Raw genomic sequence first — 16777 nt, forward strand, 5'->3', positions numbered from 1 at the left:
GCGGCCCTGGGCCGGACGCTAAGAACCCGCGCCGTCGAACCGGGTTCCGGATCGGCGTCTAGGGCTCCCTCCGTTCCGGCAGGGTCTGGGCGGCGCGGACCAGTTGCACGAACTCGGCGCGGTCGCCGTAGGGATCGTCGCCGCGCGCGCCCTGGGCCTGATCAAGGATGGCGTTCCAGCCGTAGTCGGCCGCCATCCAGGGATCGTCGCGCAGTTTCTGACCGAAGGCGGCGACGGCGATGGCCCAGCGCGTGGCCTCCGGCGGCTGGGCGCTGACGCGGCCGTTGGCGGGGTTGGCCAGAACCTGCTGGATCAGTTCGGAACGGGCGACGCCGGGCTGCTTGTAGCGGACCTGGATGAAACCGATCTCGCCGTTCGGATCGCCGGCGCCGGTTGTGACGCGGTTGTCGGGGTAGCGCCGCTCGGGGATCTGGGTCGGGCCGCCGACGGGGGTGATTTCATAGAGGGCGGTGACGGAAGCGCCCGAGCCGACCTCGCCGGCGTCGATCGCGTCGTTGTTGAAGTCTTCCTCGTTCAGCAGCCGGGTCTCATAGCCGATCAGCCGCCATTCGGCGACGCGGGCCGGGTTGAACTCGACCTGGATCTTGACGTCGTCGGCGATGGGGAAGGCGCTCTTGTCGAACTGGGGACCGAACAGGCGGCGGGCCTCGTTCAGGTCATCGACGTAGGCGGCGGTTCCGTTGCCGGCCTGGGCGATGGCCTGCATCCGGGCGTCCTGATAGTTGCCGCGGCCGAAGCCGTAGACCGACAGGTAGATCCCCGTCTTTCGCTTGTCGGCGACATAGTCTTCCAGCCGCTTGTCGTCGGTGACGCCGACGTTGAAGTCGCCGTCGGTGAACATCAGGATGCGGTTGACCTTGTCGCGGCCGAAGCCGGCCTGGGCCTGATCATAGGCGTTGGTCATGCCGGTGGCGCCGGCCGTGCCGCCCGACGCGCGCAATGAGGCGACGGCGCAGCGCAGCTTCAGCTTTTCATTGCCGGAGGTGGGGGCCAGGGTCGTGCCCGCGCCCTCGGCGTAATAGGCGACCGCGACGCGATCCTGGGGCCGCAGGCGGTCGATGATCAGGTTCATCGATTGCTTGGCGAGGTCCAGCTTGTCCGGGCTGCGCATCGAGCCCGAGACATCGACCAGGAAGGTCAGGTTCAGCGGGCGGCGCTGCGCCTCGGGCAGTTCATAGCCCTGCAGGCCGACGTGGACGATCTGGCGGCCGGGCGCCCAGGGCGAGGCGGCCACGGCGGTGGTGACGGCGAAGGGCCGTGCCGCCGAGGTCGGGCGGGCGTAGCCGTAGTCGAAGTAGTTGATCATCTCCTCGACGCGGACGGCGTCGCGCGGCGGGGCGCTGCCGTTGTCGATGAAGCGATGGACGTTGGCGTAGGCGGCGGTGTCGACGTCGATCGAGAAGGTCGAGACGGGCTGATCAGCCGTGCGCTTGACCGGGTTGGGCGTGGCGTCGGGATAGCGCTCGGTATTGGCGGGCGACGGAGGGATCATGCCGCCTGGGGCGTGCGGTCCGATGCGCGAGCCGCTGACGACGACGCCTTCGACGGTCGTGCGGCCGTCCGGCGTCGTCGAGATGACGGCGGGCCGTACCGGGGCCGGAGGAGGCGGCGGCGCGGGTGGCGGCGGCGGTCCATACACGACGACCGGCGGGCCGCTGTATTCCACCCGGTCTTCCTTCCTGGTCGGGCCGATCGGCACGGTGACGGGCGGCGGAGGGCGGCGCACGACGGGCGGTTGGGGCGGAGCGGGCGGCGTCAGGATGAACCCGAATTCCCGACAGGCGGCGTCGGTAGGAGCGCCGTCACGCAGCGGGGGAAGGGGGACGGCCATGACCGGCGCGGGCGCGGCGGTCAGCAGAGCGGCGACGGCGGCCAGCGTCAGACTGTACGGGCTGCGCCTCAAAGGGTTGCGATTGGGCATCGAACGATCTCCTCCATCCCTGTTGCGCCCACTAGCATGACGATGTTCGGCGGAACTGTGGCGAAGCTTTTGTCCTGATCTCGGCAAGGGACGATCGTGGCGTGGGCGCCTCGGCTGCATCGGCCCTCGCAATCGCGACGCTTAGTCCCCACAATGGAGGCTCAATCCAAAGGGTGAGCGATGGCCGAAGCGGCGACAGGACTGGATCTGGGCCATGTGGCGGCTCTGCTGGCGGCGGGGGTCGTGGCGGTGCCGGTCTTCCGCAAGATCGGGCTGGGCTCGGTGCTGGGCTATCTGGCGGCGGGCGCGGCCATCGGACCGTTCGGTCTGGCCCTGTTCCGCGAGCCGGAGACCATCCTGCACGTCGCCGAGTTCGGCGTGGTCATCTTCCTGTTCATCATCGGTCTGGAGATGCGTCCCAAGCGGCTGTGGGGGATGAGGAACGAGATCTTCGGTCTGGGCGCTGCCCAGGTCGGACTGGCGGGTCTGGCCCTGACGCTGGTGGCGATGGCGGCAGGGGTTTCGGCGCCGGTGGCTTTCGTCGGGGCGATGGGCTTCGTCATGTCCTCGACCGCCGTCATCGTGCAGATGCTGGAGGAGCGGGGCGACCTGCCGACGCCGCAGGGGCAGAGGGCGGTGTCCATCCTGCTGTTCGAGGACCTGGCCATTGTGCCGTTGCTGGCCGTGGTCGCCATTCTGGCCGCTTCGGTCGGGACGGCGAGCGAGAGCGCCACGCCCCTGTGGCAGACCATCGGGCTGGCGGTCGCGGCGGTGGCCGGGGTGCTGGTCGCCGGGCGCTATGCGATTAACCCGGCCTTCCGCTTCCTGGCGCGCAACGGCGGGCGCGAGGTGATGACGGCGGCGGCCCTGCTGGTGGTGGCGGGCACGGCCTGGATCATGGATCAGGTCGGCCTGTCGATGGCCATGGGCGCCTTCCTGGCCGGGGTGCTGCTGTCGGACTCGACCTTCCGGCATCAGCTGGAGGCCGACGTCGAGCCGTTCCGCGCCATCCTGCTGGGGCTCTTCTTCCTGTCGGTGGGCATGGCGCTGGACATTGGGGTGGTGATTTCCGACTGGCGCATCGTGGTCGCGGGCCTGCTGGCCTTCATGGTGGTCAAGGCCCTGGTGATCTATGTCGTCGCCCGTCTGTTCAAGGCGCGTCATCATGAGGCGATCGAGCGGGCGGCCCTGTTCGCCCAGGGCGGAGAGTTCGCCTTCGTTCTGTACGGCGCGGCGGCGGCGGGCGGGGTGATCGACGGTCAGGCCAGTGCGGCCCTGACGGCCATCGTCATCCTGTCCATGGCCCTGACCCCGTTGACGACCCTGGCGATGAAGCGCTGGCTGCCGAAGGAGGCGGGCCTGTCGCCGGAAGACGCCGAGGGCGTGGATGCGGCCGAGGGCCTGCGCGGCCAGGTGCTGATCATCGGCTTCGGGCGCTTCGCCCAGGTGGTGTCCCAGCCCCTGTTGGCGCGCGACGTGGACGTGTCGATCATCGAGAACGACGTGGAGATGATCCAGGCGGCCGGGAACTTCGGCTTCAAGGTCTATTACGGCGACGGGACGCGGCTGGACACGCTGCGGGCCTCGGGCGCGGGCAAGGCCGAGGCGGTGCTGGTCTGCGTCGACAAGCCGGAGGCCGCCGACAAGATCGTGCAGCTGGTGAAGTCGGAATTCCCCGGCGTGAAGCTGTTCGTGCGCGCCTTTGACCGAGGCCATTCGCTGCGCCTGATCGCGGCGGGCGTCGACTACCACATCCGTGAGACCTTCGAGTCGGCGCTGGCGTTCGGCGAGGCGGTGCTGGTCGATCTGGGGGTGTCCGAGGACGAGGCGGCCGAGACCATCGCCGACGTGCGCCGTCGCGACGCGGCGCGTCTGGACCTGCAGGTGACGGGCGGGCTGACCGCCGGGCGGTCGATGATGCGCGGCAACGCCGTGACGCCCGAGCCCGAGCCCTACATCAAGCCGGCGCGCGAAGGGCGGCTGGTCAACGAGAGCGAGGCCCCGCCCGAGGCGGTGATCGAGCAAGAAGCGGACTGACCGGGCATGGCGAGCGTCGATCTGGCCAAGCGGGCCTATGACCACGGCTGGCGGCTGGACCCCATCGTCCGCAGCCTGCTGGACACAGACTTCTACAAGTTGCTGATGCTCCAGCTGATCTGGCGCAGGCATCGCCATGTGCCGGTGACCTTCAGCGTCATCAACCGCACCACCAGCGTGCGGCTGGCCGAGGAGGTGGACGAGGCGGAGCTGCGGGCGCAACTGGACCATGCGCGGACCCTGCGGTTTTCGAACCGCGAGCTGATCTGGCTGGGCGGCAACACCTTCTACGGGGTGAAGTCGATTTTCACGCCCGACTTTCTGGCCTGGCTGGCCGAGTATCGCCTGCCCGAGTACGACCTGTCGCGCGGGGCGGACGGGCAGTTCCGGCTGGAGTTCTCGGGCGGCTGGGCGGACGTCACCCTGTGGGAGATCTCGGCCCTGTCGATCCTCAATGAGCTGCGCAGCCGCAAGGCCCTGCGGCGTCTGGGCCGGTTCGAGCTGGACGTCCTCTATGCCCGGGCCAAGACCAAGCTGTGGGGCAAGGTCGAGCGGCTGAGGAAGCTGGAGCCGCTGGCCATTTCGGACTTCGGCACACGACGGCGGCACGGCTTCCTGTGGCAGGGCTGGTGCGTCGAGGCGCTGAAGGAGGGGCTGGGGAAGGCCTTTATCGGCACGTCCAATGTCCTGCTGGCCATGAACAACGATCTGGAGGCAGTCGGCACCAATGGGCATGAGCTGCCCATGGTGCTGGCGGCCCTGGCGGGGGATGACGACGCGGCGCTGCGGCGTGCGCCCTGGCAGGTGTTGGAGGAGTGGCGGGCGACCTATGACGGCAATCTGTTGATCGCCCTGCCGGACGCCTTCGGAACGCGGGCCTTTCTCGCCGATGCGCCGGACTGGCTGGCCGACTGGAAGGGGTTCCGGCCGGACTCGGCGCCGCCGATCGAGGGCGGGGAGGAGATCCTGAGCTGGTGGGCGGCGCAGGGCCGCGATCCGCGCGAGCGGTTGCTGGTCTTCGCCGACGGCATGGACGTGGACACGATCGAGGCGACCCATGCCCACTTCAAGGGGCGGGTGCGGACTAGCTTCGGCTGGGGCACCAATCTGACCAATGACTTCCGCGACTGTGCGCCCGCGCCCATGCCGGAGCTGACGCCCATCTCCCTGGTCTGCAAGGTGACGCGGGCGGGCGGGCGCTCGGCGGTCAAGCTGTCGGACAATGTCGAGAAGGCGACCGGCGACCGGGGCGAGATCGAGCGCTACATCCGTGTCTTCGGCGAGGCGGGACGGGGGCGTCAGACGGTCCTCGTCTGAGGGAACCGCCAAGCTTGGTGGCGCATTTCGCCAGAGGCGACGGACGGCGTCGTCTCACCCAGCGGGATGCGCGTCATGACCACCTATAACGTCGGCTATATCGTCGGTTCTCTTGCCAAGGGCTCGATCAACCGAAAGCTGGCCAAGGCCCTGATCAAGCTGGCGCCCGAGAAGCTGAAATTCCACGAGATCTCGTTCGCGGACCTGCCGCTGTATTCCTATGACTATGACGCCGACTATCCGGCGGTGGCGACGGATTTCAAGGCGGCGATCAAGGGTTCGGACGCCATCCTGTTCGTGACGCCGGAGTACAACCGCTCGATCCCCGGCGGGCTGAAGAACGCCATCGACTGGGCCAGCCGGCCCTATGGCGCCAACAGCTTCGCCAACAAGCCGACAGCGGTGATCGGGACGTCGCCGGGCGCCATCGGCACGGCGGTGGGGCAGCAGGTGCTGCGCCCCATCCTGGGCTTCCTGCAGGCGCCGCAGATGAACGCGCCCGAAGCCTATATCCAGTTCAAGCCAGGCCTGATCGACGACGACGGCAATGTCAGCGTGCCCGAGACCGAGCAGTTCCTGCGCGACTACATGGAGGCCTTCCATCAGTTCATGGCGCGGGTGCTGACGGTCTTGCCGCGCGACGCCTGATCCATCAGGGAGGCGGGACCGTATTCAGGTTCCATCCCGAGTCAGGACCGCCGCTTGCCCGCCTCTCCACCCGTCATCCTGTGGTTCCGCCGCGACCTGCGGCTGGCCGACAATCCGGCCATGCACCACGCTCTTGCGACTGGGCGGCCGGTGTTGCCGCTCTATGTGCTGGACGAGCGGCTGGAGGGGCGCCTCATCGGCGCCGCCTCGCGCTGGTGGCTGGACAAGAGCTTGCGGGCGCTGGACGCGGATCTGAGGACGCGGGGCGGGCGGCTGATCCTGCGGCGCGGGGACGCCGAGGCCGAGCTGCGCCGCCTGATCGAGGAGACGGGCGCCGATCAGGTCTTCATGAACCGGCTGTTCGAGCCCGAGGCCTTCGCTCGCGACGCCGACATCGCTCATGACCTGAAGGCGGACGGGGGCGAGTGCCGGGGCTTCAACGCCAGCCTGATGTGTCGCCCGGGCGCGGTGCTGAACGGATCGGGCCAGCCCTACAAGGTGTTCACGCCCTTCTTGAAGGCGCTGCTGAGCGTCGCCGAGGCCCCGGCGGGACTGGAGGCGCCCGAGGCCATCGCGGTCCCGGATGGGGTGGTCAGCGAGACGGTGGAGGACTGGGGCCTGCATCCGACCCGGCCCGACTGGTCGACGGATTTTGTCGGGATGCCGGGCGAGGCGGGGGCGAAGGCGGCGCTGGACGCCTTCGTCGCCGGAGGCCTGAAGACCTACGCCACCGATCGCGACCGGCCGGATCGGGCCGGGACCAGCGGCCTGTCGGCGCACCTGCATTGGGGCGAGATCGGCCCGTGGCGGGCGATTCAGACAACTCGCGCCGCCGCCGCCGAGGGCCGGGTCCCGGCGGCGGAGGCGGAGAAGTTTGTCGCCGAGATCGGGTGGCGCGAGTTCTCGGCCCATCTGCTGCACCACTTCCCCTATCTGCCTGAGCGGGCGTTTCGGCCCGAGTATGACGCCATGCCGTGGCGGGGCGATCCGGCGGGACTGGCGGCGTGGAAGGCGGGGCGGACGGGCTATCCCCTGGTCGACGCCGGGATGCGCCAGCTATGGGCGACGGGGACCATGCACAACCGGGTGCGGATGGTGGTCGCCTCCTTCCTGATCAAGCACCTGCTGATCGACTGGCGCGAGGGCGAAGCCTGGTTCTGGGACTGCCTGACCGACGCGGATCTGGCCAGCAATGTGCAGAACTGGCAGTGGGTGGCCGGGTCAGGGGCGGACGCCGCTCCCTATTTCCGCATCTTTAATCCGGTTGCCCAAGGCGAGAAGTTCGATCCGACGGGGCGCTATGTGCGGCGTTGGGTTCCCGAGGTGGCGCGGCTGCCGGATCGCTGGCTGCACGCGCCGTGGACGGCGCCGCCTATGGTGCTGAGCGAGGCGGGGGTGAGGCTGGGCGCCACCTATCCCCGTCCCATCGTCGATCATGTCGAGGGCCGCGAGCGGGCCTTGGCGGCGTTGAAGACGGTCAGCGCCAGTCGCGGCGAGGGCGACTAGTCCAGCGACCAGACGCGCGAGCGTTTGACCTCCTGGTCCTCCAGCTCGCGGGTGGTGGGGACGGTGTACTCGGCCAGCAGGGTCAGGCCGGATTTCGGGAAATAGGTGCGGCCGGGGTCGCCGACGATGACGCGGGTTCCGTTGGCCTGCGCCTGTTTCAGCCAGGCCAGGACCGCCTCGGCCATGGGCTTTTCATAGAAGACGTCGCCGGCGCAGATCAGGTCGGCGGGCGGCGGCGGGGCGTCCAGCAGGTCAGCGTCGGTGAAGGCGATCTCGACGTTGTTGGAGCGGGCGTTGGCGGCGACGGCGGCGGCGCAGAAGGGGTCGATGTCGGCGGCCAGAACACTGGCGGCGCCCGCCTTCATCGCGGCGACGGCGACCAGGCCCGAGCCGGCAGCCAGATCGATGACCCGCTTGCCCGCGATCTGATCCGGGTGATCCAGCAGCCAGCGCGCCAGGGCCTGACCCCCGGCCCAGGCGAAGGCCCAGAAGGGCGGCGGCAGGCCCATGGCCCCCAGCTCTTCCTCGGTCAGGCGCCACAGGGGCGTGATCTCGTCCGCCAGCCACAGCGAAATCTCCGGCGCGTGCGGCACGGCCTGCAGCCGGGTGTTGGCGGCGATGAAGTCAGGGGCGTTGGCGGGCGTCAGGCGCATGAAGGGTGTCTAGGGCAGACAGGCTGGCGGCGCGAGTGCTTGGATAAAAATCATGCTGCCCTGACAAAAAGTCAGGTTGACATGACATAAGCAAGACGTAAGGTATGACTTACATTCAGTCAGGAGCGCCTTCCATGTTGACGCTGTCCAAACAGAACACCCCCGCCGGCCGCCGCTATGTGATCCGCACCATGGCCTTCATGGGCGGCTATGTCGCGGTCATGCTGGCCACCATCGGCGGGGCCTTCGACACCATCCAGAACACCCCCGCCGCCTGGGCTCTGGCCCTGACAGTGGCGGCCCCGATCGCCGGTCAGATCTGGGCCACCCTGAGCTTCATGCGCGACAGCGACGAGTTCGTCCGCGCCGTGACGGCCAAGCAGTTCATCGTCGCGGCGGGCGTGGCCATGGCGGCTTTCAGCGCCTGGGGCTTCGGCGAGAGCTTCGCCGGCGCGCCGCACGCCGAGGGCTGGCTGATCTATCCGCTGTTCTGGGCGGTGTTCGGCGTCGTCTCGCCCTTCATCCGGTCGTCGAACTGATGAAGAACAAGCTGAAACTGCTGCGCGTCGAGCGCAACTGGACCCAGGAGCAGCTGGGTCAGGCGCTGGGGGTCTCGCGTCAGGCCGTCAACGCCCTGGAGACCGAGAAGCACGACCCCTCGCTGGACCTGGCCTACCGCATCGCCGCCCTGTTCGAACGGCCGGTGGAAGAGGTCTTCGAAAACCCCCACGCCTGACGTCTCTGTCAGTTTAACCTTACTTTTTCCGCCTCGTTTTTCCGCCGTCATTTCCGGATCCGTCCCGGAAAGCGACCTCGCACGCCCCGAACCCAGGGCGACGACGGCGGGTCCATCTCAAACCGAAAGGAAACGCCATGTCCAAGATCTCCGCTCCCGCCAAGACCCTTCGCGCCTTCGCCCTGGCCGTCGCCGTCGGATGGGCCGCCGGGAGCATCTTCTCCCCGGCGCAGGCTGCCGAACCGACCCGCGTCGAGGCGCCCGCCTTCGCTTCGGACCGCCTGTCGATCGAGGTGATGGGGCAGGGGCCCGACGTCATCCTGATCCCCGGCTTCGCCTCGTCTCGCGACGTGTGGCGGCCGCTGGCCGAGCGCCTGTCGGCGACGCACCGGGTGCATCTGGTGCAACTGGCCGGGTTTGCGGGCGAGCCGTGGAGCCATGGCGACGGGGCCTTCGTCCAGCCGGCGGTGAATGATCTGGCTCGCTACGCCAAGACCTTGAACAAGCCTGCCGTCATCGGCCATTCCATGGGCGCCCTGACCGGGCTGATGCTGGCGCAGCAGCATCCCGAGGTCGTCGGCAGGCTGATGAGCGTCGACAGCCTGCCCTTCTTCAGCGCCCTCTACGGGCCGACCGCGACCGCCGAGACCGCCCGCCCCTTCGCCGAGCAGGCGGCGGCGGGCATCCTGAACGCCGACGCCGCCGGATACCGCGTCCAGCAAGAGCGTACGGCGGGCGGCATGATGCGCAACGAAGCGGGGCGCGCCGCCATGGTCGAATGGTCTATGGCCTCGGACCGTCAGGCCATGGCCTCGGCCATCCGCGACGTCATGACCACCGACGCCCGCCTGGGACTGGCGGCCATGACCACGCCCGTCTGGGCCGTCTATGCGGCGGATGCGAATGGCGGCGTGCCGAGCGCCATGGCCGACGCCATGTGGAGCCGCGAATACGCCGCCCTGTCGGGGGTGAAGCTGGTCCGGGTGGATGACAGCCGCCACTTCATCATGACGGACCAGCCCGAGCGGCTGGGCGTGCTGGTGGATGAGTTCCTGGCGGACTGACCATACCCGCTCATCCCCGCGGCGGGGATCCAGTGAGAGCCTCGCGCGCCGCCTGTGGATGAGCGCCGCCAGCTGTGATCGGTTACGCTTGTAGCCAAAGCACTGGGTCCCCGCCTCCGCAGGGATGAGCGGACGAGAGGGGCGCGCCCGAATTCGGCGCGCCCCCAGCCGCTTACTTCGGCCGCAGGTCGTTGGTGACGTCGCCGGTCTTCAGCGGCTTGCCGCCGAACTCCGACGCATAGGCCGGGGCCAGCAGGGTCTGGAAGGTCGAGGCGGGCAGGGTCAGGTAGTAGGCGCCTTCGACGTAGGGGCCGACCGCATAGGCGTCGAGCAGGAAGGTCAGGCCGCCGGCCTTGCCCGCCGTGTCGCCGGGAGCGAGAACGATGGCCAGGTCCTTCAGCTTGGGACAGGCCCAGGTGTCGCCGCCGACCTTGACCGGGGTGGCGCCGGGGCGGGCCTTCTTGGCGGTGTTGACGGCGTCGCACAGGGCGCGTTCCAGCGACGCCGTGTCGGCGCCCTTGGCGAAGAGGTCGGCGGGGGTGATGCGGCGCTTCTCGGTCTTGTCCCACAACAGGGCCGTGGCCACCGTGTTCGGGTGGGCGCCGCCGGAATAGTCGAAGTCGGTGCGCATGGCGCTGAACAGGCGGCCGGTCTGGACCGGATCGCCATAGACGATGGTCTTCTCATAGGGGCCCATGGCGCTTTCGCCGCCGGCCTCGGTGCGGTCGGCCTGGGCGCCCTCGGCGTACTTGGCCAGGTCGGCGACCTCCTGACGATAGAGGCTGGCGTAGAGCTCGGGCTGGGTCTTGATGGCCTCGGGCAGGGTCAGGCTGGTCTTGGCGTAGGGCGTCGCGCTCTCGTACTTCAGCGGGCCGTCGGCGGCGACGGCGGTCGCGGCCTTGGACGCCTCGGGCGCCTTCTGCTCGTTGCGCTGGCAGGCGGCCAGAGAGGCGCTCAGCGAGGCCGCGACGGCGACGGTGAGGAGAAGAATGCGAGCGGAACGCGAGGGGATCATGCCGGACTCCTAAGGCGAGATCAGAAAGCTAGGCCGTTGAACGCGATGGCGGCCAGAAGGATCAACCCCGCCTCGCGATTTGATTTGAACAGGCGAAGGCAGAGGACGCCGTCCTCGGGTTTCAGCGTCTTGACCTGCCAGGCCAGATGCAGGGCGTAGGCGGCCAGACCGACATAGAAGATCGGGCCGAGGTTGGCGGCGAAACCGGCGGCGCCCGCCAGCAGGACGGCCAGGGCGTAGAAGACGGCCACGCCCGGCTTGACCTGCGCGCCGAGACGGCGGGCCGAGGACTTGATCCCGGCCATGGCGTCGTCCTCGATGTCCTGCAAGGCGTAAATGGTATCGTAGCCGAGGGTCCAGAACAGACCGCCTGCATAGAGCAGAAGGCTGGGCAGGGCCGGATCTTGAAGGCTTGGCAACCAGCCGTCGCTGCTGCTCCACAGCGTGAAGCCGATCAGTGCGGAGCCGCCGCTGGCCGCCGCATAGCCGATAGGGCCGCCGATGTTGAAGGTCAGTCCCAGCCAGGCCTGAGGCCACCAGGTGATGCGCTTCATGAAGGGATAGGCGCCGACCAGACCCAGCGACAGGACGCCGATTATGATCGCAGTCAGGTTCATCGTCAGCAGGATGCACAGGCTGATCAGGCTGAGGCCGGCGACGAAGGCCCAGGCCTGTTTGACGCTGATCTGGCCCGCCGGAATGGGGCGCAGGGCGGTGCGGGCGACCTGGGCGTCGAAGTCGCGGTCGACGATGTCGTTCACCGCGCAGCCGGCGCCGCGCATCAGGCAGGCCCCGATGGCGAAGCCGACGATCAGCCACAGCTCATAGCCGCCGAAGGGCCGGTCGTACTGGTTCAGCGCCAGCATGATGCCTTGCCAGCCGGGCAGCAGCAGCAGCCAGGTGCCGATGGGGCGGTCGAAGCGGCCCAGCTTCAGCCACGGCTTCAGCCCCTCGGGGGCGTAGCGGTCCACCCAGTTCTGGCGGGCGGCGTCGGGAAGCGGGGCTGTGCTCATGCAGGGGTCTTAGACCCTGAGGCGGTGGCGGGTGAAGACCTTGCGTCCGATCCGCGTGATGCGAGGACGCTTGCGGGATGCGGTCAGGCTGCGTTTAGTGGCGCTTCAAACCGGAGGGAGCCGCCGATGACTGAAGCGCCGATCAAGGGCCCCGCGTCCTATTTCCCCTCCATCGAGAAGAAGTACGGGCGGCCCATCGCCGAGTGGAAGGCCGAGGTCCGCGCCCGCTATCCCGCCAAGCACATGGAGCTGGTGACCCTGCTTAAGGACGAGCACGACATGGGCCACGGCCACGCCAACGCCATTGTCGCGCACACCCTGGCGGAAGACGGGCTGAGATAGACGAGGCGGCCTAGGCAGAAGTCTGGAAACGGGCAAGGACTTGAGGTCTGCTCGCGACCCGTTGCGGACCTTCATCGGCGGCCTCAGCCAACCCAAAAGAGCGACTGAATAGGGCTCCGCGGCTCTTGGTGCGCAATCTGTCGGCTTGCAACTTCAAACAGCGCTCGAGCAGATGAGCCTCAGCGCCCGAGCGCGATCTCACGCTATCTTGCTTCTAAGCGACGCGCGACCACCTCCCGCATGATCCGGGCAAGGTGATCATTCCAAACATCGATCCGAGTTTCTGAACGCCCAACAGCATACAAGCGAACTTCCTGCTCGCCATTATACCAACTCAACGCCGTGGTTCGCTCGCCGTCACCGCCGATATAGTATCTGGCGAGAGCCTTTCCAGGACCGAAGTCAGCATTAACGGCTGAATCGGGAATTCTGACACGCACAGTTTGGGTAAGTGGTTGGCGGTAGTCGTTTTCCTGTATGTCGAGGACATAATCCCCGCATTCTGAAACAACTCTATACCCATTTAAGCGTCCATCCGACCGAGCCACGCCCGAGGCTCCCTCTATAATCGTAGAGCAACCTTCCCTATTGAGTATTTGTGCAGAAGCAGCCGCTATAAATGTTTCTGGCGCGACCTGTCGAGCAGATTCCGCTTGCGCCGCCATGCTGTCCACATAAGCCTTGGCTGACGGGAGGTTGCGGTTAAGCGGGTTCGCTGGATCTCCTGCACGACGGCTCTCGATCTCTTGACTTTGATCCGCACGAGCGAACTTTTCTGATCGCTGCAGTTGATACGCGGACACAAGTTCCGTCGACTGCAACTGCGCAACAATTATTCCGACCATAGACCACAACAACATTCTCACCACTCCGAAAGATTGCAGTCAATTGCTTGTGTTACGAAGCATGGAGTGTAACTGGACGCCCCTATATCCACGTAACCCCACCCCTCGGCACTGCACACCAAATCGATATAATCATAGAGTTCATGGTCTGGGCCGACGCCAGAGGTCACGTAATGCTCGCCATCGACAGTCCAGCCTGAACTTCCGCAAAACTGGCACCCCGCGTATGATCTCCATGTCTTGCGCCAAGAATCGACAAATATTCGACTGGGGGCGCTCGCACCAAAAGTATGGACGGACTGAGTCTCCATTTGGACTTTATCGAAAGCGCCGATCAGCGTTGATCCCATCCAGGTCACGCTTTCATTGAACCCGCCACAGTTAGCACGGGAGAGTCCGGTAAGATTGAACGGGCCCGCAAGAGCAAACGTGGGAATACACCACGCTGCACACACCATTAAGCCAAATCGACCCATTGCCTCCCCCGTTGTTAATGCGAGTCGTTTGCATCTGAATAGCTCAGCATAACGCCGCAATCCAGCGCTCTTTCGGCGAAAATCGTCTTCCCTGACGCTCGGACTTAGGTCGAACCTTGGGTTCGGTCCGGTCCCGTGCCGGACTGTCCCGGCCGCCGGGCTTCCGCGCGTCTGCTTTCCGAGGCCGGATGGACGACGGCGTGGTACGACGGCGCGTCGCTGAAGCTTGTCGGCGGCCGATCGGAGGCTGTTCATGACGTTGCGTCCGCGCGGGGGCCGTCCGCCCATCATCCTGTATCTGACCTGGCTGATCCTGATCGGGGCGGCGGTGGGCGGGTTTCTGAGAGAGGCGTTCAGCATCACCTTCGTCGCGGCGGGGACATTGCTGCTGTCGCTGGTTCCGGTCTGGGTGGGCGAGAAGGTGGGAGTGACCCTGCCGACCGCTTTCGTCAGCGCCATCGCCGCCTTCCTGTGCGCCACGCTGCTGCTGGGCGAGGTCGGGGACTTCTATGAGCGCTACTGGTGGTGGGATGTGGCGCTGCACGGCGGCTCGGCGGTGGCCTTTGGGCTGGTCGGGTCCTTGTTGATGCTGATGCTGGTCAAGGGGAACCGGCTGACGGCGGCGCCCTTCACCGTGGCCTTCTTCGCCTTCTGCTTCGCCGTCATGATCGGCGCGGTGTGGGAAATCTGGGAGTTCGCGCTGGACCAGTTGTTCGGCCTGAACACCCAGAAGTCCGGCCTGGTCGACACCATGTGGGACCTGATCGTGGACGCGGTCGGCGCACTGATCGGCGCGGGCGCGGGCTGGGCCTATCTCAAGGGACGTCAGAACGGGCCGCTGACCCAGGCCATCCACGCCTTTGTCGACAAGAACCGCCGCCTGTTCGGCGACGACTGAGGCGTCAGGGCTACTTGGCCAGTCGCCCCTTGGCCTTGTCGGCGGGGAAGACGATCTCGGGATCGGGCTTGCCGGCCTCCAGTCCCGGGCAGTTCAACTGGTGCAGGACGTGGCGGATGATGTTGAGCCGCGCCTTCTTCTTGTTGTCGGTGGCCACCACGGTCCACGGCGCATAGTCGAAATGGGTGCGTTCCAGCATCTGGTCGCGGGCGGCCGAATAGTCGGCCCAGCGCTTCTGGGCCTCGGCGTCCAGCGGCGAGACCTTGAAGCGTTTCAGCGGGTGGGTGGTGCGTTCTTCCAGCCGCCGGTCCTGCTCCTCGCGGCTGATGTCCAGCCACAGCTTGATCAGGGTCGTGCCCGACTGGGTCAGCATCCGCTCGAAATGCGGGGCGTCGTGCAGAAAGCGATCATGCTGGGCGGGGGTGCAGAAGCCCATGACCGCCTCGACGCCCGCGCGGTTGTACCAGGAGCGGTTGAAGAAGACGGTTTCCCCGGCGGCGGGCAGATGGGCGGCGTAGCGCTGGAAATACCACTGGGTCAGTTCGCGGTCGTTGGGCTTGGGCAGGGCGACGACGCGGGTCTGGCGCGGGGCCATGAACTCGGTCATGCGCTTGATGGCCCCGTCCTTACCGGCGGCGTCGCGGCCCTCGAATACGATCACCACCTTGAGCCCCTGTTCGATGGCCCAGGCCTGGGTCTCGACCAGCTGAATCTGCAGGGCTTCCAGGGTGTCTTCGTAGTTGTCCTTGGCCATGGTGGTCAGTCCTGTGCCGCGCGATGAACGAACCTTGCGACCATTTGAGGCCCGGCGCCAGCCCGCGCTGAGGATGGCCCGCATCGGGTGACTCGCGTTCGGCGTTTACCAATCCCTCGCATTGGGGCGTTCGCTTTACAGTTGACGTGCTGTGGATAGTCGGGTGACAACATCGCCGCAGTCCGGATTTCACGTGGGGTCCAAACCCGCGTCTCGCTCCTTCGCCTGAACGAGCTTGTCCAGATGGGCTGACGGATTCTCCTGCATGGAAATCCGCCTGGCAAAGCGCGTTTACGGAGACGCAGATATGGCGACCGGCACGGTCAAGTGGTTCAACCCCACCAAGGGCTACGGCTTCATCCAGCCCGACAACGGCGGTTCGGACGTTTTCGTCCACATCACCGCTGTTCAGAAGGCTGGCCTGCAAGGCCTCGATGAAAACGCCAAGGTCGAGTACGAGCTGGAAAACCAGCGCGGCAAGACCTCGGCTGTGGACCTCAAGGTTCTCTAAGGCCGACGAACCCGAAACGGGTTCAGACGATTGAAAGGCGCGGGACCGAAGGGTTCCGCGCCTTTCTTTTTTGGGTGAAGAGGAGAGCGCTAACGCGCGGCTCGCGGAGCCGCGCTGCTTGAGCGCAGAAGAAGCCCGATCTCCATAGGCAGGTCGAGCGCGCCCTAGAACCCCAGCTCCGCCCGCAGGGCCTCGGGCGTCAGGCCGCCGGCGCGCAGTTCGGCCAGGGTCACCGACTGGTCGCGCTTGGCGTAGCGGCGGCCGTCGGGGCCGGTCAGCAGGCGGTGGTGGCGATAGACGGGAGCGGGCCAGCCCATCAGGGTCTGGATCAGGCGCTGGATGTGGGTGGCCTCGAACAGGTCCTGACCGCGAACGACATGGGTTACGCCTTGCAGGGCGTCGTCGTGGGTGACGGCCAGATGATAGGCGGTCCCGGCGTCCTTGCGCGCCAGCACCACGTCGCCCGCCGTCTCAGGGCGCGCACGAATGACGCCGGTTTCACCGTCCGGGCCTTCGCCCTCCTCGACAAAGGACAGCGCATTCCAGGCGTCTTCGCCCAGAGCCTGTCGCGCCCGATCCAGCGACAGCCGCCAGGCGTAGGGGCGGCCTTCGGCCAGCAGGCGGGCTTCATCCTCGGGCGCATGGGGGCCGGGGCGGACGACCTCGGCCGGGCCGTGTGGCGCGTCGCCGATGGCGTCGAGGATCTCCTTGCGGGTGCGGAAGCAGCGGTAGAGCAGGCCGCGCGCGTTCAGGGCGTCGATGACGGCGGCGTAGTCGGCCAGATGCTCGGACTGACGCCGCACCGGCGTCTCCCAGTCAAGGCCCAGCCAGGCCAGGTCCTCGAAGATGGCCGCCTCGAACTCCGGTTTGCACCGCGTCGGGTCGATGTCCTCTATGCGCAGAACGAAGCGACCGCCCGTCGCCTTGGCCGCGCTCCAGGCGGTCAGGGCCGAAAAGGCGTGGCCCTTATGCAGACGGCCGGTGGGCGAGGGGGCGAAGCGGGTGGTGAACATCGGCCGA

17 protein-coding genes are annotated in these 16777 nt (G+C 67.2%); 10 read left to right on the forward strand and 7 right to left on the reverse strand.

Going from position 1 to position 16777, the window contains the following annotated elements:
* Positions 1-58: 58 nt before the first annotated feature.
* The gene (locus tag B3K53_RS06890) at positions 59-1942 is read right to left on the reverse strand and encodes a vWA domain-containing protein (protein ID WP_292083425.1); all 1884 of its coding nucleotides are present in this window, start codon (positions 1940-1942) and stop codon (positions 59-61) included.
* Positions 1943-2122: 180 nt separating this feature from the next.
* Here B3K53_RS06890 and B3K53_RS06895 point away from each other — a divergent pair, with 180 nt between their 5' ends.
* From B3K53_RS06895 to B3K53_RS06910, 4 genes are all read left to right on the forward strand, one after another.
* Positions 2123-3979 (forward strand): monovalent cation:proton antiporter-2 (CPA2) family protein, encoded by a 1857-nt coding sequence (locus B3K53_RS06895; RefSeq protein WP_292083426.1) that lies wholly within the window; start codon positions 2123-2125, stop codon positions 3977-3979.
* A 6-nt stretch (positions 3980-3985) separates the two neighbouring features.
* Positions 3986-5296: a nicotinate phosphoribosyltransferase gene (locus tag B3K53_RS06900; RefSeq protein ID WP_292083427.1), complete on the forward strand. Its 1311-nt coding sequence runs from the start codon at positions 3986-3988 to the stop codon at positions 5294-5296.
* Positions 5297-5371: 75 nt separating this feature from the next.
* A complete protein-coding gene (locus B3K53_RS06905; RefSeq protein WP_292083428.1) occupies positions 5372-5944 on the forward strand; it encodes an NADPH-dependent FMN reductase in 573 nt (190 codons plus the stop codon).
* 54 nt (positions 5945-5998) lie between these two features.
* A complete protein-coding gene (locus tag B3K53_RS06910) occupies positions 5999-7450 on the forward strand; it encodes a cryptochrome/photolyase family protein (RefSeq protein WP_292083429.1) in 1452 nt (483 codons plus the stop codon).
* On the opposite strand, the gene B3K53_RS06915 is transcribed toward B3K53_RS06910, so the two are convergent.
* Positions 7447-8103 carry a class I SAM-dependent methyltransferase gene (locus B3K53_RS06915; protein WP_292083430.1) on the reverse strand — a complete coding sequence of 219 codons (657 nt, stop codon included), beginning with the start codon at positions 8101-8103 and terminating at the stop codon, positions 7447-7449. The genes B3K53_RS06910 and B3K53_RS06915 overlap by 4 nt on opposite strands.
* 134 nt (positions 8104-8237) lie before the next feature.
* Between B3K53_RS06915 and B3K53_RS06920 the strand changes: the two genes are divergently transcribed.
* The 3 genes from B3K53_RS06920 to B3K53_RS06930 all read left to right on the forward strand — a co-directional run bounded on the left by B3K53_RS06920 (position 8238) and on the right by B3K53_RS06930 (position 9903).
* On the forward strand, positions 8238-8642 hold the full coding sequence (locus B3K53_RS06920) for a hypothetical protein (RefSeq protein WP_292083431.1): 405 nt from the start codon (positions 8238-8240) through the stop codon (positions 8640-8642).
* Positions 8642-8839, forward strand: a complete 198-nt coding sequence (locus tag B3K53_RS06925) for a helix-turn-helix transcriptional regulator (protein WP_207825472.1) — start codon at positions 8642-8644, stop codon at positions 8837-8839. The genes B3K53_RS06920 and B3K53_RS06925 overlap by 1 nt, the downstream gene beginning before the upstream one ends.
* A gap of 137 nt (positions 8840-8976) precedes the next feature.
* Complete coding sequence (locus B3K53_RS06930; RefSeq protein WP_292083432.1) at positions 8977-9903, forward strand: alpha/beta fold hydrolase; 927 nt, start codon at positions 8977-8979, stop codon at positions 9901-9903.
* A 172-nt stretch (positions 9904-10075) separates the two neighbouring features.
* Here B3K53_RS06930 and B3K53_RS06935 read toward each other — a convergent pair whose 3' ends face one another.
* Together B3K53_RS06935 and ubiA are read right to left on the reverse strand one after the other, a co-directional pair.
* Positions 10076-10918 carry an RsiV family protein gene (locus B3K53_RS06935; RefSeq protein ID WP_292083433.1) on the reverse strand — a complete coding sequence of 281 codons (843 nt, stop codon included), beginning with the start codon at positions 10916-10918 and terminating at the stop codon, positions 10076-10078.
* 20 nt (positions 10919-10938) lie between these two features.
* Positions 10939-11931, reverse strand: coding sequence for a 4-hydroxybenzoate octaprenyltransferase (gene ubiA / locus B3K53_RS06940; protein ID WP_292083434.1), 993 nt, complete (start codon positions 11929-11931; stop codon positions 10939-10941).
* Positions 11932-12057: 126 nt separating this feature from the next.
* On the opposite strand from ubiA, the gene B3K53_RS06945 reads away from it, so the two are divergent.
* Complete coding sequence (locus B3K53_RS06945; RefSeq protein WP_292083435.1) at positions 12058-12273, forward strand: DUF4287 domain-containing protein; 216 nt, start codon at positions 12058-12060, stop codon at positions 12271-12273.
* Positions 12274-12476: 203 nt separating this feature from the next.
* On the opposite strand, the gene B3K53_RS06950 is transcribed toward B3K53_RS06945, so the two are convergent.
* Positions 12477-13133, reverse strand: coding sequence for a hypothetical protein (locus B3K53_RS06950; RefSeq protein ID WP_292083436.1), 657 nt, complete (start codon positions 13131-13133; stop codon positions 12477-12479).
* A 714-nt stretch (positions 13134-13847) separates the two neighbouring features.
* Here B3K53_RS06950 and B3K53_RS06955 point away from each other — a divergent pair.
* Positions 13848-14492: a hypothetical protein gene (locus B3K53_RS06955; RefSeq protein ID WP_292083437.1), complete on the forward strand. Its 645-nt coding sequence runs from the start codon at positions 13848-13850 to the stop codon at positions 14490-14492.
* A 10-nt stretch (positions 14493-14502) separates the two neighbouring features.
* Here the strand turns inward: B3K53_RS06955 and ppk2 are convergent, their stop codons facing one another.
* Positions 14503-15246 carry a polyphosphate kinase 2 gene (gene ppk2 / locus B3K53_RS06960; RefSeq protein WP_292083438.1) on the reverse strand — a complete coding sequence of 248 codons (744 nt, stop codon included), beginning with the start codon at positions 15244-15246 and terminating at the stop codon, positions 14503-14505.
* A gap of 307 nt (positions 15247-15553) precedes the next feature.
* On the opposite strand from ppk2, the gene B3K53_RS06965 reads away from it, so the two are divergent.
* Positions 15554-15757, forward strand: a complete 204-nt coding sequence (locus B3K53_RS06965; RefSeq protein ID WP_292083547.1) for a cold-shock protein — start codon at positions 15554-15556, stop codon at positions 15755-15757.
* A gap of 164 nt (positions 15758-15921) precedes the next feature.
* Here B3K53_RS06965 and gluQRS read toward each other — a convergent pair whose 3' ends face one another.
* A complete protein-coding gene (gene gluQRS / locus B3K53_RS06970; protein ID WP_292083439.1) occupies positions 15922-16770 on the reverse strand; it encodes a tRNA glutamyl-Q(34) synthetase GluQRS in 849 nt (282 codons plus the stop codon).
* Positions 16771-16777 lie beyond the last annotated feature (7 nt).

This window comes from Brevundimonas sp. UBA7506, from assembly GCF_002479495.1.
Lineage (GTDB): Bacteria > Pseudomonadota > Alphaproteobacteria > Caulobacterales > Caulobacteraceae > Brevundimonas.